General features: G+C 45.4%; 25 protein-coding genes and 1 tRNA gene. 23 read left to right on the top strand and 3 right to left on the bottom strand.

Annotated elements, in window-relative coordinates:
* Positions 1-6 precede the first annotated feature (6 nt).
* Genes M1D90_RS17295 through ssuD form a run of 3 tightly spaced genes read left to right on the top strand, consistent with a single transcriptional unit; the run spans position 7 to position 2,952 of the window.
* On the top strand, positions 7-975 hold the full coding sequence (locus tag M1D90_RS17295; RefSeq protein WP_186440207.1) for an aliphatic sulfonate ABC transporter substrate-binding protein: 969 nt from the start codon (positions 7-9) through the stop codon (positions 973-975).
* Positions 972-1,808: an ABC transporter permease gene (locus tag M1D90_RS17290; protein WP_145608274.1), complete on the top strand. Its 837-nt coding sequence runs from the start codon at positions 972-974 to the stop codon at positions 1,806-1,808. The genes M1D90_RS17295 and M1D90_RS17290 overlap by 4 nt, the downstream gene beginning before the upstream one ends.
* A gap of 13 nt (positions 1,809-1,821) precedes the next feature.
* On the top strand, positions 1,822-2,952 hold the full coding sequence (gene ssuD, locus M1D90_RS17285; protein ID WP_020450658.1) for an FMNH2-dependent alkanesulfonate monooxygenase: 1,131 nt from the start codon (positions 1,822-1,824) through the stop codon (positions 2,950-2,952).
* Positions 2,953-2,982: 30 nt separating this feature from the next.
* On the opposite strand, the gene M1D90_RS17280 is transcribed toward ssuD, so the two are convergent.
* Together M1D90_RS17280 and M1D90_RS17275 are read right to left on the bottom strand one after the other, a co-directional pair.
* Complete coding sequence (locus M1D90_RS17280; RefSeq protein ID WP_020450659.1) at positions 2,983-3,441, bottom strand: hypothetical protein; 459 nt, start codon at positions 3,439-3,441, stop codon at positions 2,983-2,985.
* The gene (locus M1D90_RS17275) at positions 3,438-3,644 is read right to left on the bottom strand and encodes a helix-turn-helix transcriptional regulator (protein ID WP_020450660.1); all 207 of its coding nucleotides are present in this window, start codon (positions 3,642-3,644) and stop codon (positions 3,438-3,440) included. Before M1D90_RS17275 ends, M1D90_RS17280 begins: the two co-directional genes overlap by 4 nt.
* A gap of 549 nt (positions 3,645-4,193) precedes the next feature.
* Between M1D90_RS17275 and M1D90_RS17270 the strand changes: the two genes are divergently transcribed.
* The 7 genes from M1D90_RS17270 to M1D90_RS17240 all read left to right on the top strand — a co-directional run bounded on the left by M1D90_RS17270 (position 4,194) and on the right by M1D90_RS17240 (position 8,466).
* Positions 4,194-4,406, top strand: coding sequence for a hypothetical protein (locus tag M1D90_RS17270; protein WP_020450662.1), 213 nt, complete (start codon positions 4,194-4,196; stop codon positions 4,404-4,406).
* Between the two features lie 106 nt (positions 4,407-4,512).
* Positions 4,513-5,259: an ABC transporter ATP-binding protein gene (locus tag M1D90_RS17265; protein WP_456282924.1), complete on the top strand. Its 747-nt coding sequence runs from the start codon at positions 4,513-4,515 to the stop codon at positions 5,257-5,259.
* Complete coding sequence (locus tag M1D90_RS17260; RefSeq protein ID WP_025811867.1) at positions 5,225-6,694, top strand: hypothetical protein; 1,470 nt, start codon at positions 5,225-5,227, stop codon at positions 6,692-6,694. The genes M1D90_RS17265 and M1D90_RS17260 overlap by 35 nt, the downstream gene beginning before the upstream one ends.
* Positions 6,684-7,592 carry a PqqD family protein gene (locus M1D90_RS17255; RefSeq protein ID WP_020450665.1) on the top strand — a complete coding sequence of 303 codons (909 nt, stop codon included), beginning with the start codon at positions 6,684-6,686 and terminating at the stop codon, positions 7,590-7,592. The genes M1D90_RS17260 and M1D90_RS17255 overlap by 11 nt, the downstream gene beginning before the upstream one ends.
* Positions 7,589-7,873 (top strand): hypothetical protein, encoded by a 285-nt coding sequence (locus M1D90_RS17250; RefSeq protein ID WP_011197680.1) that lies wholly within the window; start codon positions 7,589-7,591, stop codon positions 7,871-7,873. The genes M1D90_RS17255 and M1D90_RS17250 overlap by 4 nt, the downstream gene beginning before the upstream one ends.
* A 106-nt stretch (positions 7,874-7,979) precedes the next feature.
* Positions 7,980-8,249, top strand: coding sequence for a 30S ribosomal protein S14 (rpsN, locus tag M1D90_RS17245; RefSeq protein ID WP_023856470.1), 270 nt, complete (start codon positions 7,980-7,982; stop codon positions 8,247-8,249).
* A gap of 143 nt (positions 8,250-8,392) precedes the next feature.
* Positions 8,393-8,466 (top strand) — tRNA-Gly (locus tag M1D90_RS17240).
* 108 nt (positions 8,467-8,574) lie between these two features.
* Here the strand turns inward: M1D90_RS17240 and M1D90_RS17235 are convergent.
* On the bottom strand, positions 8,575-9,204 hold the full coding sequence (locus M1D90_RS17235; protein WP_023856471.1) for a hypothetical protein: 630 nt from the start codon (positions 9,202-9,204) through the stop codon (positions 8,575-8,577).
* 80 nt (positions 9,205-9,284) lie between these two features.
* Here M1D90_RS17235 and queG point away from each other — a divergent pair, with 80 nt between their 5' ends.
* The 13 genes from queG to M1D90_RS17170 all read left to right on the top strand — a co-directional run bounded on the left by queG (position 9,285) and on the right by M1D90_RS17170 (position 21,164).
* Positions 9,285-10,433: a tRNA epoxyqueuosine(34) reductase QueG gene (gene queG, locus M1D90_RS17230; protein ID WP_025811864.1), complete on the top strand. Its 1,149-nt coding sequence runs from the start codon at positions 9,285-9,287 to the stop codon at positions 10,431-10,433.
* A 63-nt stretch (positions 10,434-10,496) separates the two neighbouring features.
* A complete protein-coding gene (locus M1D90_RS17225) occupies positions 10,497-11,399 on the top strand; it encodes an amidase domain-containing protein (RefSeq protein ID WP_197407214.1) in 903 nt (300 codons plus the stop codon).
* Positions 11,400-11,446: 47 nt separating this feature from the next.
* On the top strand, positions 11,447-11,920 hold the full coding sequence (gene trmL, locus M1D90_RS17220; protein WP_020450670.1) for a tRNA (uridine(34)/cytosine(34)/5-carboxymethylaminomethyluridine(34)-2'-O)-methyltransferase TrmL: 474 nt from the start codon (positions 11,447-11,449) through the stop codon (positions 11,918-11,920).
* A 99-nt stretch (positions 11,921-12,019) separates the two neighbouring features.
* Positions 12,020-12,634, top strand: a complete 615-nt coding sequence (locus M1D90_RS17215; RefSeq protein WP_023856473.1) for a YhbD family protein — start codon at positions 12,020-12,022, stop codon at positions 12,632-12,634.
* A 15-nt stretch (positions 12,635-12,649) separates the two neighbouring features.
* A complete protein-coding gene (locus M1D90_RS17210; protein WP_039072541.1) occupies positions 12,650-13,360 on the top strand; it encodes a polymer-forming cytoskeletal protein in 711 nt (236 codons plus the stop codon).
* Between the two features lie 14 nt (positions 13,361-13,374).
* Positions 13,375-14,076: a hypothetical protein gene (locus M1D90_RS17205; protein WP_328031196.1), complete on the top strand. Its 702-nt coding sequence runs from the start codon at positions 13,375-13,377 to the stop codon at positions 14,074-14,076.
* A 37-nt stretch (positions 14,077-14,113) separates the two neighbouring features.
* Positions 14,114-14,329 (top strand): hypothetical protein, encoded by a 216-nt coding sequence (locus M1D90_RS17200; protein WP_125897635.1) that lies wholly within the window; start codon positions 14,114-14,116, stop codon positions 14,327-14,329.
* Positions 14,330-14,472: 143 nt separating this feature from the next.
* The gene (prkA, locus tag M1D90_RS17195; protein WP_020450674.1) at positions 14,473-16,368 is read left to right on the top strand and encodes a serine/threonine protein kinase PrkA; all 1,896 of its coding nucleotides are present in this window, start codon (positions 14,473-14,475) and stop codon (positions 16,366-16,368) included.
* Positions 16,369-16,534: 166 nt separating this feature from the next.
* Complete coding sequence (gene yhbH, locus M1D90_RS17190) at positions 16,535-17,701, top strand: sporulation protein YhbH (protein WP_020450675.1); 1,167 nt, start codon at positions 16,535-16,537, stop codon at positions 17,699-17,701.
* Between the two features lie 307 nt (positions 17,702-18,008).
* A complete protein-coding gene (locus M1D90_RS17185) occupies positions 18,009-18,641 on the top strand; it encodes an HlyD family secretion protein (protein WP_128822912.1) in 633 nt (210 codons plus the stop codon).
* A gap of 63 nt (positions 18,642-18,704) precedes the next feature.
* Complete coding sequence (locus M1D90_RS17180) at positions 18,705-20,270, top strand: DHA2 family efflux MFS transporter permease subunit (RefSeq protein WP_231692498.1); 1,566 nt, start codon at positions 18,705-18,707, stop codon at positions 20,268-20,270.
* 17 nt (positions 20,271-20,287) lie between these two features.
* A complete protein-coding gene (locus M1D90_RS17175) occupies positions 20,288-20,818 on the top strand; it encodes an NAD(P)H-dependent oxidoreductase (RefSeq protein WP_020450678.1) in 531 nt (176 codons plus the stop codon).
* Positions 20,819-20,831: 13 nt separating this feature from the next.
* Entirely contained in the window at positions 20,832-21,164 is a 333-nt protein-coding gene (locus tag M1D90_RS17170; RefSeq protein WP_039072544.1) for a hypothetical protein, read from the top strand.
* Positions 21,165-21,429 lie beyond the last annotated feature (265 nt).

Here is a 21,429-nt window from a genome sequence, read left to right as displayed (position 1 = left end):
TTGTATATGCTGGGCTGCCTGATGCTTCTTGCGGGCTGTTCAGCAGCCCAATCAAGCGGAGGGGGCGGAGATTTAAAAGAGATCAACATCGGAGTGCAGCAAAGCTTAAGCCCGTTGCTCCTTGCGAAAGAAAAAGGCTGGTTTGAAAAAGAGTTCGCAAAAGAAGGGATTCAAGTGAAATGGACAGAGTTTCAAAGCGGTCCGCCGCAGTTTGAAGGTCTTGCCGCAGGTAAACTTGATTTTTCCCAGGTTGGAAATTCACCGGTGATCGCAGGGCAGGCGGCTGGCATTGATTTTAAAGAAATCGGTCTTTCGCAAGACGGTTTAAAGGCGAACGGCATTCTTGTGAAAAAAGGGAGCGGCATCAATGACATAAAAGATTTGAAAGGAAAGAAGGTGGCGGTGGCAAAAGGCAGCAGCGGGTTCGATTTTCTGTATAAAGTGATCGATAAAGCAGGTCTGGAGCCAACAGACGTCAACATCATTCAGCTTCAGCCTGACGAAGCCATGCCGGCATTTGACAGCGGCGCGATTGATGCATGGTCGATTTGGGAGCCGTTTTTGTCCCTTAAAACGATCAAAAGTGATGCGGCAATATTGGTTGACGGGGAACAAATCGACAAGTATTCCCCGGGTTTTACGCTTGTACGAAGCGAATTTGCTGAGAAGTATCCGGATGAGGTGATCCGTTTTCTGAAGGTGTATGACAAGGCCGTGAAATGGCATAAAAACCATAAGAAAGAAGCGGTTGAAGCGTATGCGAAAATTAAAAATCTCGACAAAAAGGTCGTTGAAAACGTGCTGAATAACACCGAACCGTTAAATGAGCCGATCACAGACCTCATTATTGAAACGCAGCAGGAGACTGCCGATTTTCAATTCGAATTAAAAGCGATTAACAAAGAGATTGATGTAAAAGAAGTGGTTGACAATTCATTTATTAAAAAAGCGCTGAAAGGAGGAGATGACAAATGAGGGCTGTTTCATCAAGCACCCCCTCGATCCAGCCGAAAGCAGGCGCAAAACTGAGACCGGCCGCTTTTCGGCTGGCATGGGGGAAGGGAATTGTATTACCTGTGATATTGATTTTATTATGGCAGCTTGTCGGGTCATTTGAGCTCATATCAAAAACCGTGCTTCCGGCTCCTTTAGGTATATTGCTTACATTTCGGGATCTCATCGTATCAGGAGAGCTTTTCACTCATTTAGGCATCAGCATTCAGCGCGCCGCGCTCGGCTTTTTCCTGGGAGCCGGACTCGGGCTCCTGCTGGGGCTTGTAATCGGCTTTTCAAAAATCGCCGAGGATTATCTCGATCCCTCTCTGCAAATGCTGAGAACCGTTCCGCATCTCGCCGTCACGCCGCTGTTTATCTTATGGTTCGGTTTCGACGAACTGTCAAAGGTGCTCTTGATCGCGCTCGGCGCCTTCTTCCCGGTATATATCAACACATTTTCAGGAATCAGGGGCGTCGATTCGAAACTGTTCGATGTGGCGAGAGTATTGGAGTTCCATTGGCTGAAGCAGGTGACTAAGCTGATTCTTCCCGCGTCGCTTCCGAACATCCTCTTAGGCATCCGCCTGTCGCTCGGTGTTTCGTGGCTGGGCCTTGTTGTTGCCGAACTGATGGGATCAAGCGCGGGAGTCGGCTATATGATTATGGATGCCAGACAGTTTTCACAAACAGATAAGGTGTTTGTCGGAATTTTGATTTTCGCTGCCGTCGGCAAGCTGACGGATTCATTCGTCAGAATTCTGGAGAAAAAGTGCCTTGGCTGGAGAAACAGCTATCAAGGTAATCAAAAGTAAAGGGGAGATCTTTTTGGACATTTTATGGTTTATTCCTACTCATGGGGACGGACGTTATCTCGGCACAGACACGGGAGGCAGAGCCGCAGATCACACCTATTTTCAGCAGGTAGCGCAAGCGGCTGACCGGCTTGGGTATACAGGGGTTCTTTTGCCGACGGGAAGATCGTGCGAAGATCCGTGGATTACCGCCGCCGCTCTGGCGTCAGTCACGAAAAATCTGAAGTTTTTAGTCGCTGTAAGACCCGGTTTGATGCAGCCGTCGGTTGCGGCGCGGATGGCTTCCACATTCGACCGGCTTGCAGAGGGCAGACTCCTCATCAATGTGGTCGCCGGCGGTGATCCGTATGAATTAGCCGGCGACGGCCTGTTTATCAGCCATGATGAACGGTATGAAGCGACAAATGAGTTTCTCGACATATGGCGGTCGCTTTTAAAAGGCGAGACTGTCAGCTATTCGGGGAAACACTTGAAGACCGAAAACGGCCGCTTACTCTTTCCGCCCGCCCAACATCCTCATCCGCCGATCTATTTTGGGGGCTCGTCAAAGGCCGGGCAGGAGACTGCCGCCAAACACGCGGATGTCTATTTAACATGGGGAGAGCCGCCCCATCTCGTTAAAGAAAAAATCCAATCTGTCAAAAGACAGGCTGAAAAAGAAGGGAGGAACGTCCGTTTTGGAATTAGACTGCACGTAATCGTCAGAGAAACGGAACAAGAGGCGTGGCAGGCGGCAAATAGACTGATCAGCCACTTGGATGATGAAACGATTGCCGCAGCCCAAAACGCGATGAAACGGACGGATTCATCAGGGCAAAAGAGGATGGTTCAGCTTCATCAGGGAAACAGAACCAATCTTGAGATCAGCCCGAATCTTTGGGCGGGCATCGGACTGGTCAGAGGCGGAGCGGGGACAGCGCTCGTCGGTGATCCGGAAACGGTGGCCTGCCGGATAAAAGAATATGCTGATCTCGGCATCGAATCCTTTATCTTCTCAGGTTATCCTCATCTTGAAGAAGCGTACCATTTTGCCGAAAAGGTCTTTCCGCTCCTTCCGTTTCGCCCGAAACTTCAAAGAAAAGCGTCTGGCGAAGTCATCGGAAATGACCATTTTCCGACGAGGCAAAAGGAAAAAACGATTTAAATAAAAAAACTCCAGACATTCTGGAGTTTTTTATCTGTTTTTATAAAATGAAAACATATACGAAAGATGCTGAATAATGATCAGCACAAAGATGACGATGATCGGGAAATACGGGATCCTGGCTTGGAAAAACGGGTAAAAGATCAATAGAAGCGCTGCGACTGGCATCGCCACATACAGCACGATATAAGATGTTCTGCATGCTTTTGCGGTAATCATCTGTTCTCTTTCATCCTGTTCTTTAAATTCGTCAGGGACGAGCATAAAGCGCTGCTTGCGTGAACCGCTTTTTTTCTCCAAGTATGTGTAAATCGAAAGCACGAGCCCAAAGAGAAGGATGGGAATCAGGTTAAAAACAAAATGGAGCTCTGAAGCGTTTGTTTTCAAGCTTTTGGCGATTTGTTCCGATGTGTGAAAAAAGGTTATAAACGTCCAGCATGCGAGTCCGAACAGAAGGATGTGAAAGAAAGTCCGTGTGATCATATTCATTCGTGTTTGCCTCCCTCTAACCAAAATACGTCTTCCATTTTTAATTGAAATTCCTCGCAAATTTTCAAAGCCAAAAGAAGCGACGGGATGTAATTGCCTTTTTCAATGGCCGCAACTGTCTGCCTTGTAACTCCGATCGCGTTTGCAAGGGCTTCCTGTGAATACCCGTACCTTGCTCTCAATTCTCTAACCCTGTTGTTCATCCTACCACCTGCAATTCTTCGTTTATATAGTATATTTGACATATTGTTAAATGGGTTTGACATAATGTTAACTTGATTTTACAATGTAATCAACATCTTTTGATCTAGGATCGGCAGGTTATTAACTGTAACATTTAAATTTATACATAAAATTAACAGAAATGGAATAGAGAAAATAGAATTATCTCACTTTTTAAAAAAAGGGACTTTGAGGGTATTTTGGGGTTCGGATTTCAGGAGAAGGAGGGTCTTATTAGCTGGTTCTTTTTCCTTAACATCCTTGAAAGACACGAGATTTATAAAAAGAAAAAATGAGAGAGAAAGAAGGAGGAGAAATAAGACAAAAAGATTATAAAGACATCATAAAGTGGAAACGGGGCTTTCATCTTCTCTTCCAAGCCGAAAAGCGTGGGCCATTAGATTGAAAAACCGCGAGATCCTTAAATAAATAGTTGGAACGTAGTGTTTATGAAATAGGAAATTTCATAGATTTCAGTATGATTTTGGATATGTTACTCTTTGGTTACTTGATAGAAAGGAGGGGGAAAAATGACATACGCAGCACCTCAGGTTGACTATTCTGTCAATCCGTCGATCGAAGATCAGGCTTGGTTCTTGGTGTTTGTTGCAGTGCTTTTGGCACTTGGCGCAACTGTTGTTCTTGGCGCCGCTGTATGGTGTGTAGTTAACGGAAACGGCAGCTTCACAGGATCCGTCCAATGGGTCAGCGGTTTGAAAGTCAACATTGAATGTAGGAAATAGCCATACTTAAAGTATCTGTTCACAACAAGAGACATATTTGATGAGGCTTAACCGTCTGTGGGGGGCGGTTAAGTCTTCCTGACATTAATCATACCCTGGAGGCATTATGTTTATTATAGATAACCTATCTAAAACATATAAAAACAATGTGACTGCCGTTAGCGGGTTTCATATAAAGATTGAAAAAAACCAGATTGTCGCGATAGCGGGTCCGAACGGTTCAGGAAAGACGTCGATTATTAATTCCATTTTAGGAATCATTACGCCTAGTGAAGGAACCATTCTTTTGGATGATCTGCAGAACACGACGGCGGAATTCAAGCAAAAGCTGGCGTATGTTCCCGATGAACTGCTTTTGCCGGATGCCCTTTCAGCTGCCGAATATTTGGATTTTGTTTCTTCTATGTATAATTGTACATCAAATGAAAAGCGGAGACAATTAATTGAGCTTTTCGATATGAAAGAGGCTTTGCAGGAGCCGATTGAAACGTACTCACACGGAATGAAAAAAAAGACGCAGCTGATCGCTGCTTTTATGCTGGAGAGCAAATTTGTCATCATGGATGAGCCGTTTCGCGGGCTTGATATTGAAGCGGTCATCAATACGAAAAAGCTGATGAAGCGCTATGCGGCCACACAAGGGTCGATACTGCTTGCGACTCATGACATGCTTTCTGCGGAAGAATTGTGCGATAAGATTGCGATTATTTCCAAAGGCGTCAAGATGGATGAAGGAAAAGTCAAAGAATTAAAGGTTAAATACAGCTGTAATTCGCTTGAAGAAGTGTTCTTGAAAGCTTCGATGCTGAGTGATAGGGGTGCGCATTTTGATCAAATCATTCGAAATTTCTAAAATGATGCTGAAAATGTGGCAGAAGGAAATGGGCAAGCTCTTAAATACCGGCACCAAAAAAATGATCGCCGCCCTTTTTTTAATTTTGGCGATTGCGATGGGGAGCATCATTGGCTACAGCTTTACGGGGATGTTTTTAAGCGCTTTTCTGAATGGAGAAATTCGCTCACTCGGGTTGTTCGTGATTTCAATGTTCATGAACGTCTCGATTTTTACGTTTGTTTTCTTCATTTTATTTAAAGTAAGGACGCCTGAACAGAACAGCTTCTCCATGCAGCTGAGCTGGTTCCCGCTGACGGCTTTCGAGAGGAGTCTCGGATATTTTATTCCGTTTGCCGGCGCGGTTTCATTCCTTGTCCTGTTTATCATGTCTATTCTGCTGATTCCGAATTTTGTCGCCAGCGGTGTAGGCTTTTGGTTTGCTTTTACGTTTTTTGCCCTGCTTTTTGTGCAGATCATTTTTTTCTTTTCGCTTCTCAACCTTGTTTATAACCTGGTGTATATGGTGATCTTGAAATTCGGTTTTCCGCTGCAAAAATTTTTTTCAATGTTTGTTCTTGTCGTATTAGCTGTTATTTACGGATTCACCTCTTTTGATCTGGGGAAGATTCAGAACGCTTATTCAACCTTTGATTATAATCTGACATATTTTGCAGCGCCGCTGTTTCTCGTGCTGAACGGTCAGTCGGCAGGCGCCGGAATCATACTGGTGGTGCTGATCTTGGCAGCCGCAGTAACTGCTTCGTTTATGTCGCTGAATGTTGTGCCGATCCTCACTGAAAAAAAATCATCCAAACTGTTTTCATTTATTAAAATCCCGTCGTCAAAACCGCTGTCTTTGGCGGTGAAAGAAATAAAATCACAGGCCAGAAATGAAGAAAATATTTTAAACTTCATTTTTTTACTTTTGGCTCTATGCTTTTTAAAATACAAATTTCAGTTCGGATTTACCGGGGAGAGCTATTTGGTGCTTGGAGGCGTGACGGGCATCATCGCCTTCAATTCATATGGGAATGATCTGCGGATGATGCAGGTGTACAAGGCGATGCACTTGAAAATAACAACGGTTTTGTGGTCAAAGTATCTCGGGCTGTGTGTGCTTGGCCTCATTCAACTCTGCTTGTTTTCCGTGTTGACGTGGACTTTTCCTGAGAGCTTTGCGGTCTTCGTAAAGACGATTGCCGTGCTGTTAAACGCAATTGCGATGTTCTATTTAGCGGGCATTATTTTTCCGCTTGACCGCAACAACCCTTATATGGGGATCTTCTCTTTCGGAATGCTCCTCATCTTTATGATTCCGCTGTTTTTCATCGTGAATTATGCGGTCGATAAAGTCACGGGCGAAGCGCTGCTGTTTCTCATACCGTGTCTCGAATTACTGCTGATCCTGCTGTTATACGGAGGGTTTAAATGGAGGTACCATTATGATCATTAGGATGTTGAAAGCACTGGTCGGAATCAAAAAAATTCCCTATTTTCCAGAGCATGTGAAGCTGGATCGGAAGCATATTTCAGATCGCGATCTCGATGCGGATTTTCCCATCAATCCGACAGCCTATCAAATGCTGAAAGAAGTCGACGGAAAAAAAGACGAACTGGAGATAGCCGGGGATCTGGCCGGCGTCTTTCGCGTCAGTGAAGAGGTGTTGCTAAAGGATTTGCACCAATTGCTGACAGGGCTCAACCGCAACTATTTAATCAATTGGAAGTACGGTGAACGCCCGTCTTTCCTCGGTTTTCTCTATCAGTTTTTCGGCCAGTACCATATTCGCTACAAGGAAAGGTTTTCAAGCGATTCTGATTCATTTCTGTTTTTGTACATGAAATTTCTTCATGTGATTTCTAAGAAAATTATTGTTTTCTGGCTCGTCTTTTTGATGCTGTCGCTTTCGGCTTACATTTTCGTTCCGGACGGTTCAATCATCAGCATTGCCGCTTATTTTTCCGTCATCTATTTCGGGTTGATCACCGGCACAGCGCTTCATGAAGTGGTGCACGGCATCGCGCACCGGAAATTTGTCGGAAAAAACGGGCCTCAAGGGTTTTTAGCGGCTGATATGATGTCCGTCAAATTTATCAGGCCTGTCATATCGCCGTATGATAAAAAGTCGATTTGGATTACGGCGTTGGGGCCGCTTATACCAGGGGCGCTCGGAATAGCCGGCGTGCTGTTTACGATCTTTTTTCTTCAGGAAAACGCGGTCTCGGTCGGCATGCTTCTGTTCTTTTCCACTTATGCTCTGCATATGATGTATCTGCTTCCGTTTATGGGTGACGGAAAGTCGATTATGAAACAGCTGATGATCAGAGGAATTGGAGGTAAATCATCATGAATACAAACTCTTTAAAGCAGGGACTAATCTTTGCCAGTTTCTCAAGCTTTCTCGCATTTCCGATGCTTGCGGCTGCGCTTTTGTTTTATCATCTTTTTTCAAATCAAACGAGCAACGATATCCTGTTTAACAGTTTGTCGTTTGTCATGGAGAGCGAATCGGCTTTTTCATTCCAGGTGAAGCCCAACTTTTTCTTCATTATGATCGGGCTGTTTATCGGCATTTTTATTATAACGGCCGCGATTTCATCAATTTATCAGAAAAAAAAGGGTGAATCTTAAAAGAGCTTGCTACTTGAGGCAGGCTTTTTTTATTTGCATCGGAAGACGGGTTGTGATAAATTTAAATCGTAATCATTACGCTTTGTTGAGAAGGAGGATACTCAGAGTGGCCAAGAAATCAAAAATTGCTAAAGAAAAAAAGCGCCAAAAGCTTGTTGAACAATATGCGGAACTCAGAAAAGAACTAAAAGAAAAAGGCGATTACAGAGCTTTGAGCAAGCTTCCGCGCGACTCGGCGCCATCAAGGCTGCATAACCGCTGCGAAGTGACCGGAAGGCCGAGAGGATATATGAGAAAGTTTAAAATGTCGCGGATCGCGTTCAGAGAGTTAGCATATAAAGGCCAGGTACCAGGTGTGAAGAAATCCAGCTGGTAATCTGTCAATGTCCGGAAAAAAGCTGCCGATGTTCATATCGGCGGCTTTTTTTCGACAAATTTTTAATATACCCTTGACGAAATTTTAATAAACGTGTAACATAATAAAAGTCAAAACGATGATGTTGTTTTTAGAGATCATATGCGGGTGTAGTTTAGTGGTAAAACCTCAGCCTTCCAAGCTGATGTCGTGGGTTCGATTCCCATCACCCGCTCCATACATACTGTTTATAACGCAGTGTTTCGTTTCTCAGATTAAACGAAGCATTGCGTTTTTTCATGTATGAAATCATCGTAAAAAACCTGCTCTCTTTAAGAACAGGTTTTTAAGGAAAGACGGTTGAGATATGTTCGCCGCCGTGAATTTGTTCGAACATTTTTGTTAAAGACTCGAGCAGGCGGCGGGATTCTTCTATAGATAATGAGGGCCTGAAAAAGACGAGCTGCAAGGCATCTTTTGTATCCGTTCCTGCATGATGAAGGCTGAGGTTTCCGGTGATCGTGCCGAATGCTCCAGCATCATCGGAGAACGTGATGATCTCGCCGGGACTTCCGGGTTCGATTTTGATCGGACCGTTTAATTTCCGGGCATCATATATATGAACCGGTATCAAATATTTGAGGGAGAAAAAACGGCTCAGATCAATCGCTGAATTTTCCGGCTCAACAAAGCGTTGTTCTTTGATATCTTTCAGCATCCGTTCGAGTCCGCTTTCCCGTCCTGAATAAGACGGGTTCAGCTCACGGAAGGCATCATGCCATTCTTTAACGGCCGATTCATCTTCGGGACTGCGATCGGCATAGTCAAAAAACAGCGATTCCTGAAAAAGGCGGAGCCGGCCTTTGAGCATTTGCGGGGAGCCGGTGATCTCAATATCTTGATATAACACAGCGCCAACCTTAAATGAAGGAATGCGGTTTAAAATAGCAGGCGCGATTTGCAAACGAAGTTCCAATTTAAATTCATCTCCCGTGTCATGGTACACTCTATTATACAGAGAGCGAAAACGAAAACAAAGAAAGGAGGCTCTGCACGATGGATGTGAAAAAACTGAAACAGGATGTCATCGAATTCGCACAGGAAATCGGCATCGATAAAATCCGGTTCGCCAGTGCAGATACTTTTGAAACATTAAAAGAACGATTGATTGAGAACCGGACCCTCGGCTATGAATCAGGCTTTGAAGAACCCGATCTTGAAAAGCGGACGAACCCGGATCTGCTTTTGCCGAAGGCGAAATCGATCATCGCCATCGCCCTTGCTTACCCTTCAAAAATGAAAGATGCGCCGAGAAGCAAGAAAGGCGAACGGAGGGGCATCTTTTGCAGAGCTTCCTGGGGAAAGGATTATCATCATGTTCTGCGGGAAAAGCTTGATCAGTTGGAAGAATTTTTGAAAGCGCAGCGCAGCGATGTCAGAACGAAATCGATGGTTGACACCGGTGAGCTGTCGGACAGAGCTGTCGCAGAGCGCGCGGGCATCGGCTGGAGCGGAAAGAACTGCATGATCATTACGCCTGAATTCGGGTCTTACGTTTACTTGGCGGAAATGATTACGAATATTCCGTTCGAGCCTGATGAGAGAATCGAAGATCAATGCGGCTCATGCAACAAATGTATCGAGGCATGCCCGACCGGTGCGCTCGTCAACCCCGGGCAGCTCAACTCCCAGCGCTGCATCGCTTTTCAGACGCAGACAAAAGGTTTTCTGCCCGACGAGTTCCGTACGAAAATCGGGAATAGGATCTACGGCTGTGATACGTGCCAGATGGTATGCCCGAAAAATAAAGGGGTCGATTTTCATCTGCATCCTGAAATGGAGCCGGACCCTGAGATTGCCAAGCCGCTTTTAAAACCGCTTCTGACGATGTCGAATCGCGAATTTAAAGAAAAGTTCGGCCACGTGGCCGGCTCATGGAGAGGCAAAAAGCCGATTCAGAGAAATGCGATTATCGCACTTGCCCATTTTAAAGAAACGGACGCTCTCCCTGAACTGATTGAGCTGATGCACAAAGATCCGCGACCGGTCATCAGGGGAACCGCCGCATGGGCGGTCGGAAAGATCGGCGGAGCAGATGTGATGGGTGAATTGGAGCGCGCGCTCGCGCACGAGCAGGATGAAGAAGCAAAAGCTGAAATCCAAAAAGGCATCGCTCTTTTAAAAGAAACGAGTGCGACTAATTAAGGGCTGTCCTGACATATGTTTAATGATGAGAAATGAATTAACAAACATATGGTGGTGTAGCCCTTGAAACAGATCATCGAGCAGCTCCTGAAAGCCAGACTTCATTACTTAATCAACGGAAAAGATGAAACAAACTGGCGGGATGCCGGGGGTTTTAAAATCATTGAACGGAAGCGGAGGCTTTTTCAAAAACGCGGCGTGCAGATCGTGAAGGCCAATATAAAAGCAGCTGTAAAAGAGCACTGGCTTGATGAAGACGGCGCGTCGCATGTGAACTATCAAACCCATACCGCATACTTGTGCAAAGACGGGGATGATATGTATATGGAAGAACATATTGAAGACAGAAGCGCCATTTTGTATGATCAGATGGTCATCAAAGACTCCAAGGCCCCGCGTCCAGCCGCACAGTCTTATCCTGAGCCTGAAAGCGGCGATGATGAGATGCGCGAATTGCTGGGAAGGGCGTTCCGCTATGACCGGCTGGCCGCGGTGCGCTATGCGGAAACGTATTGGAATAAACGAAATCCCGCTTACAAAAACTTTGAAGACAATTGCACAAACTTTATTTCCCAGTGCATAAGGGCGGGAGATGCGCCGATGCGCGGCTATCCGAACAGAGGAAAAGGCTGGTGGATGCAAAACCATTCCTGGAGTTACAGCTGGACTGTCGCTCATTCGCTCAGAACCTTTTTGAAGCAGTCAAAAGCCGGCCTCCGAGCGGTTCAAAAGCGGGCCGCGAAAGAGCTGATCGAAGGCGATGTCATCTGCTATGATTTTAACGGAGACGGAAGATTTGACCACGTGGCTCTTGTGACGGCAAAGGATAAAAGCAATATGCCGCTGGTGAACGCGCAAACGCACGACTGCCGGATGAGGTACTGGTCTTACGAGGATTCGCCTGCTTATACTTCATCGATTCGATATGCGTTTTTTCATATATCAGATGATACGACAAAATCGTAATGAGTGGTATAATAAACAGCGGATCAGAAAAACAGAGGTGAATACTTTTGGCATTGCATGTCGTACTATATCAACCAGAAATTCCTGCAAACACAGGAAATATCGCACGGACTTGTGCAGCAACAGATACAACGCTTCATTTAATCAGACCGCTCGGCTTTTCAACCGACGATAAAATGCTCAAGCGGGCAGGTCTTGATTATTGGGAATTCGTCAATGTCGTCTACCACGACTCATTGGACGAATTGTTTAATGCCCATCCTGACGGCCGTTTTTTCTTCATTACAAAATTCGGTCAAAAACCGCACACTTCATTTGATTATTCAGATCAAAACGAAGATCACTTCTTTGTCTTCGGACGAGAGACGAACGGCTTGCCGAAAGAGCTGATCGAACAAAACATGGATCGCTGTCTGCGCCTGCCGATGACAGAGCATGTCAGATCACTGAACTTATCAAATACTGCAGCAATCCTCGTGTACGAGGCGCTTCGCCAGCAGAATTACAGAGATTTGACTTAAGCTTTATCAGGAAAAGAGCCCTTTTTAACAGAGGGTTCTTTTTTTTACTTTCTAATGTAACAGTGTTATGTTACAATGTGTGTAAAGGAGCTGAAACAGATGGTTCAGGATGATTTAATTTCAAAAAAAGAGCTGCTGGATTTGACTTCGATCTCATACGGGCAGCTCTATAGATGGAAACGGAAAAATTTAATACCGGAAGAGTGGTTTATCCGGAAATCGACGTTCACCGGACAAGAAACGTTTTTTCCGAAGGAAGACATTTTAAAAAGAATCGAAACCATTCAAAGCATGAAAGAAAATCTTTCCCTTGATGAAATGGCGGAAATGTTTACACCCGGTCTGTCCGAACTTAGCGCGAGCCGCGGGGAACTGCTTGAAAAAGGCATCGTTTCACAAGCGGTCATGACGTTTTTTGAAGAATGCACCGGAAAGCGCGATGATCCATTTCATCTGACAGAAGCGCTTGCGGCTTATGTGCTGGAAGGCCTGCTCCAATCCGGCGACATCAGCCTGGATGAAGGAAAAATGGTGCTGGATGTCATCATGTCACACGAGGCGGAGAACAAAGGGAGGCTGATTGTGCTTCGGAAGCTCGGCATTGCAACATGTCTGATCACCGAGGGCAGCATCGTGTTGGAAAAAGGAGTCAAGGTCGCCGCTGACATCAATCTGGCAGCGAGCAGCGAAGAATTGAAAACAAAATTCATGTAAATGGAGGATCAAAAGATGGAGAATTTATTGATAAACGGATTTGGCAGTTCAGGCGGAGGCACGTATCAAACGGTTGAATTAAACGGCAAAGGAACGATTAACGGCGATATTGACTGCGAAAGGTTCAGCTGCAGCGGCACCGGGACTGTAAACGGAGACGTGAAAGCGGGTGAGCTGAGAATCAGCGGCCACGCCAAACTAAACGGCGCAATCGCAGCTTCCAAGGTCAGAATCGACGGTTCTGCAAAGGTGGATGGCGATGTCGAAGCAGAACAGCTTAAAGTCTTAGGCTATGCCGGCATTAGCGGACATGTGAAAGGCGACGAAGCAATCGTTCGCGGAAAAACGTCAATCGGCAAAGACTGCGAAGTGGAACATTTTACTGCGGAAGGCTATTTTACAATCGACGGGCTTTTAAACGCGGAACAAATTGAGATTAAGGTTCACGGCGGTGAAAGTAAAGTGAAAGAAATCGGGTGCCGGCGGATCGTCTGCACTGCACATCAATCGAAGCTGTTCTCGTTTTTAACGCCGCTTATTTCTCCTCCGAGACTGTCTGCCGAGCTGATTGAAGGGGATCAAATTGAACTCGCCAATACGGCCGCGAAAGTTGTCCGGGGCAATTCGGTTATCATCGGCGAAAATTGCGACATCGACCTGATTGAGTATAAGGAAGATATCCGGGTGGCGGAAACGGCAAAAGTCGGAGAGAGAAGAAAAATATAGCGGAGGGATAGGACATGAAGAAACACGACTTGAAAATACACGGCTCCGGAAATGCCGGAGGCGGATCATTCCATCATGTTCTCATCAGAGGTGAAGGAACGATCACAGGAAACATTGAATGTGAAAAATTCAGTACACACGGCACAAGCGAATTGTCAGGCGATGCGACAATCAAAAACTTTAGTGTACACGGGGAAACAGAGATCCGAGGGAGGCTGAAAGCTGACAAAGCCAGAGTGTACGGGACGGCGGATGTTTCTGAAGACGCCGACATCAGCGATGCAGCCGTAAAAGGCATTATCAATATCGGGGGTAATATGGCGGCTGAAACGTGCGATGTCAAAGGCGCACTGAACGTAAGAGGCGATTGTGAGGCAGAGGATTTTACACTGATGGGCAGCTTGGACGTAAAGGGTCTGCTGAACGCCGGCGCGATTGACATCGGCTTAAAGTTCGGAAACAGTTCGATTGGCGATATCGGCGGCACGCATATTAAGATTGTCAAAAAACGCGGGCTCTTGTTTAATAGAAACGGAGGTTTTCTCTCAGCAGGGACAATCGAAGGAGATGATATTTACCTGGAAAACACGGAGGCCCGCATGGTCAGGGGAAACCGCGTGCATATAGGGCCCGGATGCAAGATTGAGAAAGTTGAATACAAAAGCAGCTGCCGGGTATCTCCTAAGTCTGAAGTGAATGAAGATCAACAAGAATAAAACAGTGTTATGTTACGAAAAAAGGATGGCTTCAAAAGTGAGCCATCCTTTTTCCTTTGAATTTTATTTGCCGGGTTTGCTTTCGTATCCGGCAGTAAAAATGGATACGAGGAACGCGAGGATGACCCCCATCATGATCAACGTTCTCATTAAAATCCCTCCTCATCCTTATTCCCTTGTTGTCATCTGCACCGATGCCATCAGCCGTACCGCAGGAGCACTTGCGGACGGAACTTTTCTGCTCTTATTATGAATGGTTTGCTCCATCCTTGTCAATTCGAGGAAAGTACATTTCATTTTTTATATGAAAAGCATCTAAAGGGACATCTCCGCATAGATTGAATGTAACAGTGATTCACTTGGCACCTTGCATTTATCATCATATAGGAGGTTCTTATGGATATATTAAAAAAGATTGAACAGTATAGAGAGGAAGAGCAGCGTCTGAAATGGGAAGGAACCTTCGCTGAATATTTAGAAATCGTAAAGGAAAATCCGACTGTCGCGCAATCTGCTCATTCCCGCGTTTACAATATGATTAAAGACAGCGGCATTGAAGAGAAAGACGGGAAAAAAGTATACAGCTTCTTTGACAAAGAGCTGTTTGGTCTTGAAGAGCCTTTGGAACGCCTAGTTGAAGAATACTTTCATCCGGCCGCGAAGCGCCTTGATGTCAGAAAAAGAATCCTGCTTTTGATGGGGCCTGTTAGCGGGGGAAAGTCGACTTTGGTCACCATGCTGAAAAGGGGGCTTGAAGCATACTCTCTTACAGATGAAGGGGCTGTCTACGCCATTCAGGGCTGTCCAATGCACGAAGATCCGCTTCATCTAATTCCTCAGCATCTGCGGGACGATTTTTACAATGAATACGGCATTCGTATTCAAGGCAACCTGTCCCCGTTGAACATGATGAGGCTGGAACAGGAATACGGCGGAAGAATAGAAGACGTGAAGGTTGAAAGAATCTTTTTTTCAGAGGATAAACGGACGGGGATCGGTACGTTCAGTCCGTCGGACCCTAAATCGCAGGATATCGCTGATCTGACGGGAAGCATTGATTTTTCGACGATTGCCGAATACGGATCGGAATCCGATCCGCGCGCATACCGGTTCGACGGAGAATTAAACAAAGCGAACAGAGGAATGATGGAATTTCAAGAGATGCTGAAATGCGATGAAAAATTCCTCTGGCATCTTTTATCGCTTACACAGGAAGGGAATTTCAAAGCGGGCCGGTTCGCGCTCATCTCAGCGGATGAATTGATCGTAGCCCACACGAATGAAACCGAATACCGTTCATTTATATCCAATAAGAAAAACGAAGCGCTCCATTCGCGGATTATCGTCATGCCGATTCCATATAATTTAAAAGTATCAGAAGAAGAAAGAATTTATGAAAAAATGATCGCTGAAAGCGATGTGTCTGATGTTCATATTGCGCCGCACACGCTAAAAGTGGCTGCGATGTTTTCGATTTTGACGAGGCTGAAAGAGCCGAAGCGGTCAGACATTGATCTTGTCAAAAAAATGAGGCTGTATGACGGAGAGAGTGTTGAAGGCTACAATTCTGTCGATGTCGAGGATTTGAAAAAAGAATACACTGACGAAGGAATGAGCGGAATCGATCCGCGCTATGTCATCAACCGGATCTCGTCGACGATCATCCGCAAAAACATGGAATCGATCAATGCGCTTGATGTCCTCCGTTCTTTAAAAGAAGGGCTTAGCCAGCATCCATCGATTTCGGCAGAAGACCGCGAGCGTTATTTGAACTTTATTTCCGCCGCCAGAAAAGAATACGACGAAATGGCGAAGAAAGAAGTCCAAAAAGCGTTTGTGTACTCTTATGAGGAATCTGCGAAAACGCTGATGGACAATTATCTTGATAATGTCGAAGCGTACTGTAATAAAATTAAGCTTCGCGATCCGCTGACGGGAGAAGAAATGAATCCGGATGAAAAGCTGATGAGGTCAATAGAAGAACAAATCGGCATTTCCGAAAATGCGAAAAAGGCATTCCGCGAAGAAATTCTCATTCGCATTTCTGCCTATGCAAGAAAAGGGAAACGGTTTGACTATAATTCGCATGAGCGGCTCAGAGAAGCCATTCAGAAAAAGCTGTTCGCAGACTTGAAAGATGTCGTCAAAATCACGACATCGACAAAAACGCCGGACGAACAGCAGCTCAAGAAAATCAACGAGGTCGTCGCCCGTCTCATTGATGAGCACGGCTACAACTCGACTAGCGCAAACGAACTCTTAAAATATGTAGGAAGCTTATTAAACCGGTAACTTGAAGACCCGTCCGGAGAAGGGCGGGTCCTTTTGTCCCATTTTCAAAATTGTTTGTCAAAAGTTATTTGCACCTGCATAAGATAACAATAAACATTTTAGACTTGCATCCGCAGGGCTATAAACCGAAGCCATTTAAGGGGATTATCAATAAGGAGGGGAATTCATGTCCCATAAAGACAATGGCCATTTTATTATTTCTCAGGAAGACTGGTCCCTCCACCGAAAAGGGTATGATGACCAACAGCGTCACCAGAAAAAGGTGCAGGACGCGATCAAAAACAATCTGCCTGACCTGATTACAGAAGAAAGCATTATTATGTCCAACGGCAAAGATGTTGTCAAAATTCCGATTCGATCGTTAGATGAGTATAAAATCCGCTATAACTATGATAAAAATAAACATGCCGGCCAAGGAGACGGCGACAGCGAGGTAGGAGATATCGTCGCAAGGGACGGTTCGGATAAACGGGGCGCCGGCAAAGGCCAGGGAGCGGGCGATCAGGCCGGTGAAGATTATTATGAAGCTGAAGTTTCGTTAATCGATTTGGAAGAGGCGCTCTTCAGCGAAATGGAACTGCCGAATTTAGAACAAAAAGAACGGGATGATATCGTTGTCGAAGATATTGAGTTCAACGATATCCGCAAAACGGGTTTGACCGGTAATATCGATAAGAAAAGAACGATGCTCAGCGCTTTTAAGCGAAATGCAATGACGGGAAAACCTTCATTTTATCCGATCTACCCCGAAGACTTAAAATTTAAAACGTGGAATGACTCCGTAAAGCCGGAATCAAAAGCCGTTGTGCTCGCAATGATGGATACGAGCGGATCGATGGGCGTTTGGGAAAAATATATGGCGCGAAGCTTTTTCTTTTGGATGACACGTTTTTTACGGACAAAGTATGAAACGGTCGATATTGAGTTTATCGCCCATCACACTGAAGCCAAAGTGGTATCAGAAGAAGATTTCTTTTCGAAAGGGGAAAGCGGGGGCACGATTTGTTCATCTGTATACCGCAAATCCCTCGAACTGATTGAAGACAAATACCATCCGACACGCTATAACATTTATCCGTTTCATTTTTCGGACGGCGATAATTTGACATCCGACAATGCGCGTTGCGTTAAGCTTGTCGGAGAGATTATGGAGAAAGCGAATATCTTTTGCTATGGCGAAGTCAACCAGTACAACAGACATTCAACGTTAATGTCAGCCTACAAAAATATTAAAAACGAAAAATTCAAGTATTATGTGCTGAAACAGAAAGCCGATGTTTTTCAGGCTCTGAAGAGCTTCTTCAGCAATGAAGAACGGCATCAATATACATGAAAAAACGCGATTGAAACCTCCGGCAGCGGAGGTTTTTTGTTTGGAAAATATTTAAATCAAAATTTTAAGTGCAAGGTTATTGACATTCTTTATTACTTTAACTAATATTTAATCTTGTTAACTATTTATTTTGTTGTGCAGAGGTAAAAACAAATTTACCGCTTCCGATCTTTCTTGCTCAGTTTTGAACAACTTTTTCAGTACACGTCCCGCAAGTTGCTGGGCAGGAAATAGGAAAACGCAAAACCGCGGAAGCCGATCAAACCGGCTTCATCCAAAATATAAGGATATGAAAGGAGAAATAAACATGAGCAAAGGACGTTTAATTGCGACGAACATTATCGGACTCATCATCGTGCTTGCCATCTTAGCAGGAGGTGCGTATTTCTATTATGACAGCATCAGCTATGTGAAAACCGACGAAGCACACGTGACAGGCGAGATGGCCGACATTACGGCGCCTTCATCAGGGAAGCTCTCAGATTGGGATTTGAAAGAAGGATCAAAAGTTTCAAAAGACGAAAAAGCAGCGAAAATCAAAGGGGAACAAACGGTTGACGTGAAGTCGATCATGGACGGAACGATTGTCAAAAACGAAGCGAAAGAAGGCCAGATCGTACAAGCCGGTCAAACGCTTGCGAAAACCATCGACATGGATCATCTGTACATTACAGCTAACATTGAAGAAAACGACCTGAAAGACATCGAAAAAGGGGACAAAGTCGATATCGTCGTTGACGGTGATTCAGGCACTACATTTGAAGGAAATGTCGAAGAAATCGGCTATGCGACAAACTCAACATTTGACTTGCTTTCTCAAAGCAATTCAAGCGGAAACTACACGAAAGTGACGCAGAAAGTACCTGTGAAAATTTCAATTAAAAACCCGTCTGACAAAGTGCTGCCGGGAATGAACGCATCCGTGAAAATTTCAAAATAACCGGGGGAAATAAAAACGAGCGAAAGGAGGATGTCATAAGTGGCTTCTCAGAAAAAAGGAAATATGTCACTGCTCATCATTTTAATGGGCGGCTTGTTTCTGGCCATTTTAAACCAAACGCTACTGAATGTGGCGATGCCTCATCTCATGACAGAGTTCAATGTGAGCGCCACAACGATTCAATGGCTGACAACCGGATATATGCTTGTCAACGGCGTTTTGATTCCTTTATCAGCCTTCCTGATTATGCGGTTCGGCGGACGGAGCTTGTTTTTAACGGCGATGCTGCTGTTTACGGTCGGAACGCTGATATGCGGAATTGCGCCTAACTTCTCGACGATGTTAACCGGACGCCTCATTCAGGCAGTCGGCGGAGGCATACTTCAGCCTTTGGTCATGACCACGATTCTCTTTATCTTTCCTCCGGAAAGCCGCGGGAAAGGAATGGGAATCTTCGGGCTTGCGATGATGTTTGCTCCTGCTGTCGGTCCGACGCTATCCGGCTGGGTCATTGAAAACTACAGCTGGCGGATCATGTTTTACGGCCTTGTGCCGGTTGGTTTGATCGTCATCATTTTCGGTTTTTTCCTATTTAAAAATATGACGGAACCTAAAAAAATCAAATTGGACACAGCGGGCGCGGTTCTTTCAATTGTCGGATTTGCGGCGTTGCTGTATGGTGTGAGCGAAGCCGGCTCAGACGGCTGGGATGATCCGCTCGTACTTTCCACAGTTGTGATCGGTGTAATCGGCATTGCCGCTTTTATCATCCAGCAGTTGAAATCGAAAGAGCCGATGCTTGACTTCAGAGTGTTCAAATACGATATGTTTTCACTGTCAAGCGTGATCAACGCCATCATTACAGTTGCTTTGTATGCAGGAATGTTCCTGATTCCGATTTACTTGCAAAACCTGGTCGGTTTTACAGCGCTTCAGTCGGGGCTTTTGATGCTGCCGGGCGCACTTGTCATGCTTGTGATGTCGCCGATCTCAGGAATTTTATTTGATAAAGTCGGCCCAAGGCCGCTAGCGATTGTCGGATTATTGATCACTGTTGTGACGACCTACGAATTTACGACGCTTACGATCGATACACCGTATATGCACATCGTGTTGATCTATGCGATTCGGGCGTTTGGGATGTCCATGTTGATGATGCCGATCATGACTGCCGGCATGAACCAGCTTCCGCAGCATTTAAACAGCCACGGAACGGCGATGTCGAATACGCTTCGCCAAATCAGCGGTTCGATCGGAACGAGCTTGATCACGACGATTTATACAAATCGCACGACATTCCACTATGCATCAATGGCCGATCAGACAAATACGGCTGATCCGTCATTTATGAGCACATTGCAGTCAACCATTCAGTCAACAGCGCAATCGATGCATATATCTCTTGAACAAGCACAACAATATGTCGTGAAATATTTGACCGGACAGGCTCAGCTCAACTCGAATGTCATGGGCATCAATGACGCATTTATGTGGGCGGCCGGGTTCTGTGTCATCGGCCTCGTTCTCAGCCTGTTTTTGAGGGATGTCAGAAAAGACAAGCTGCGCAGGAAGAACAAGGCGGAGGAGCTGACATTGCTTCCGGCTCCTAAAGAAGCGAAAGAATCTTAAAATGAGGAGGTTCTGACATGAAAATTTATGTTGTTTACGACAGTGAAGGCGAGCATACGAAAAAGCTGGCTGAAGCCATTGCGGAAGGCGCAGGGGAACATGAGGCTGCAGACGTGCTGATCGATCATGTCAGCCAGGCGGATATTAGAAAGCTCGAAGAAATGGATGCTATCATCTGGGGCTGCCCAGGTCATTTCGGTACAATCAGCTCCGGATTAAAAACTTGGATCGACAGGCTGGGCTACCTTTGGGCGGAAGGGAAGCTGATCAATAAGATCGGCGCAGTCTTCTGCACAACAGCGACAACTCACGGCGGTCTTGAGGCGACAATGCTCAACTTAATAACACCGATGCTTCATCAAGGCATGATGGTCGTCGGCTTGCCTGGAAATGTACCTGAAAATGCTTTATACGGGTCTTATTACGGTGCAGGCATCACGTGTCCTGTCGACAGTGACGAACTGATCGGCGAAGAAGGCCTGGAGCTGGGCCGGGCTTTAGGCAGACGCGTCGCCCAAGTGACAGACCGCTTTACAGCAGGACAGTGAGGAGCGATTTGACATGACCATTATATTGACCATCATCGCTGCTGTCCTCGTCATTATCGGTCTGGTGGTATTTAATGTGCGGTCGGCGTCTTCACAGGATAAACCCGAACATGAGGATAACGCGGCAGCTGAAGCTGGCATTCCTCATGTTCAGGAAGAAGAAGTCGCTGAGCAAGTTGAAGCCGATCAGCAAGATCCGTTCGAAATGAATGATCAAACCTATCGGGCGATTCTGCAAAAACTTCAACATCCAAAAGAGGAAAAAAACCATTCCGAGAAAACGGAAATGGACGATATGGATTACCGAAAAGCATTAAAATCCATGAAAAAGCGGGAACAGGATTAAAGGCAAATTCGCTGGGAACCAGCGGGTTTGCTTTTTTTATTTGCGCTTTTTTGCAATATTACTTGTGATTTCCCTCGTACTACTGATGCAGTACTCTGATACAGCTCGGTCTGGAAGGAAAGACGCAGCTTTGGTTATATAATCCGAACAACAGTGCGTTATTGCTGTTGTATACCAATTGATTTCCCGCGCTAGTTTATTCATTTTCGGGCTGATTGTCAGAAGCGTTCTGCTCTCAAGCAGCAACAGCCTGTTTTCCGCGTCA

The sequence above is a fragment of the Bacillus sp. JZ34 genome, assembly GCF_053903205.1.
This window is presented reverse-complemented; position numbering and strand designations above follow the sequence as displayed.

Bases quoted from the DNA above. Each gene is read 5' to 3' on its own strand.
- M1D90_RS17275 (WP_020450660.1), bottom strand. From the start codon at position 3,644: ATGAACAACAGGGTTAGAGAATTGAGAGCAAGGTACGGGTATTCACAG.
- M1D90_RS17170 (WP_039072544.1), top strand. From the start codon at position 20,832: ATGACCATTATATTGACCATCATCGCTGCTGTCCTCGTCATTATCGGT.
- M1D90_RS17265 (WP_456282924.1), top strand. From the start codon at position 4,513: ATGTTTATTATAGATAACCTATCTAAAACATATAAAAACAATGTGACT.
- M1D90_RS17215 (WP_023856473.1), top strand. From the start codon at position 12,020: ATGGTTCAGGATGATTTAATTTCAAAAAAAGAGCTGCTGGATTTGACT.
- queG (WP_025811864.1), top strand. From the start codon at position 9,285: ATGGATGTGAAAAAACTGAAACAGGATGTCATCGAATTCGCACAGGAA.
- prkA (WP_020450674.1), top strand. From the start codon at position 14,473: ATGGATATATTAAAAAAGATTGAACAGTATAGAGAGGAAGAGCAGCGT.
- M1D90_RS17270 (WP_020450662.1), top strand. From the start codon at position 4,194: ATGACATACGCAGCACCTCAGGTTGACTATTCTGTCAATCCGTCGATC.
- M1D90_RS17255 (WP_020450665.1), top strand. From the start codon at position 6,684: ATGATCATTAGGATGTTGAAAGCACTGGTCGGAATCAAAAAAATTCCC.
- M1D90_RS17185 (WP_128822912.1), top strand. From the start codon at position 18,009: ATGAGCAAAGGACGTTTAATTGCGACGAACATTATCGGACTCATCATC.
- M1D90_RS17205 (WP_328031196.1), top strand. From the start codon at position 13,375: ATGAAGAAACACGACTTGAAAATACACGGCTCCGGAAATGCCGGAGGC.
- M1D90_RS17180 (WP_231692498.1), top strand. From the start codon at position 18,705: ATGTCACTGCTCATCATTTTAATGGGCGGCTTGTTTCTGGCCATTTTA.
- yhbH (WP_020450675.1), top strand. From the start codon at position 16,535: ATGTCCCATAAAGACAATGGCCATTTTATTATTTCTCAGGAAGACTGG.
- M1D90_RS17250 (WP_011197680.1), top strand. From the start codon at position 7,589: ATGAATACAAACTCTTTAAAGCAGGGACTAATCTTTGCCAGTTTCTCA.
- M1D90_RS17290 (WP_145608274.1), top strand. From the start codon at position 972: ATGAGGGCTGTTTCATCAAGCACCCCCTCGATCCAGCCGAAAGCAGGC.
- M1D90_RS17175 (WP_020450678.1), top strand. From the start codon at position 20,288: ATGAAAATTTATGTTGTTTACGACAGTGAAGGCGAGCATACGAAAAAG.
- M1D90_RS17280 (WP_020450659.1), bottom strand. From the start codon at position 3,441: ATGAATATGATCACACGGACTTTCTTTCACATCCTTCTGTTCGGACTC.
- M1D90_RS17295 (WP_186440207.1), top strand. From the start codon at position 7: ATGCTGGGCTGCCTGATGCTTCTTGCGGGCTGTTCAGCAGCCCAATCA.
- M1D90_RS17210 (WP_039072541.1), top strand. From the start codon at position 12,650: ATGGAGAATTTATTGATAAACGGATTTGGCAGTTCAGGCGGAGGCACG.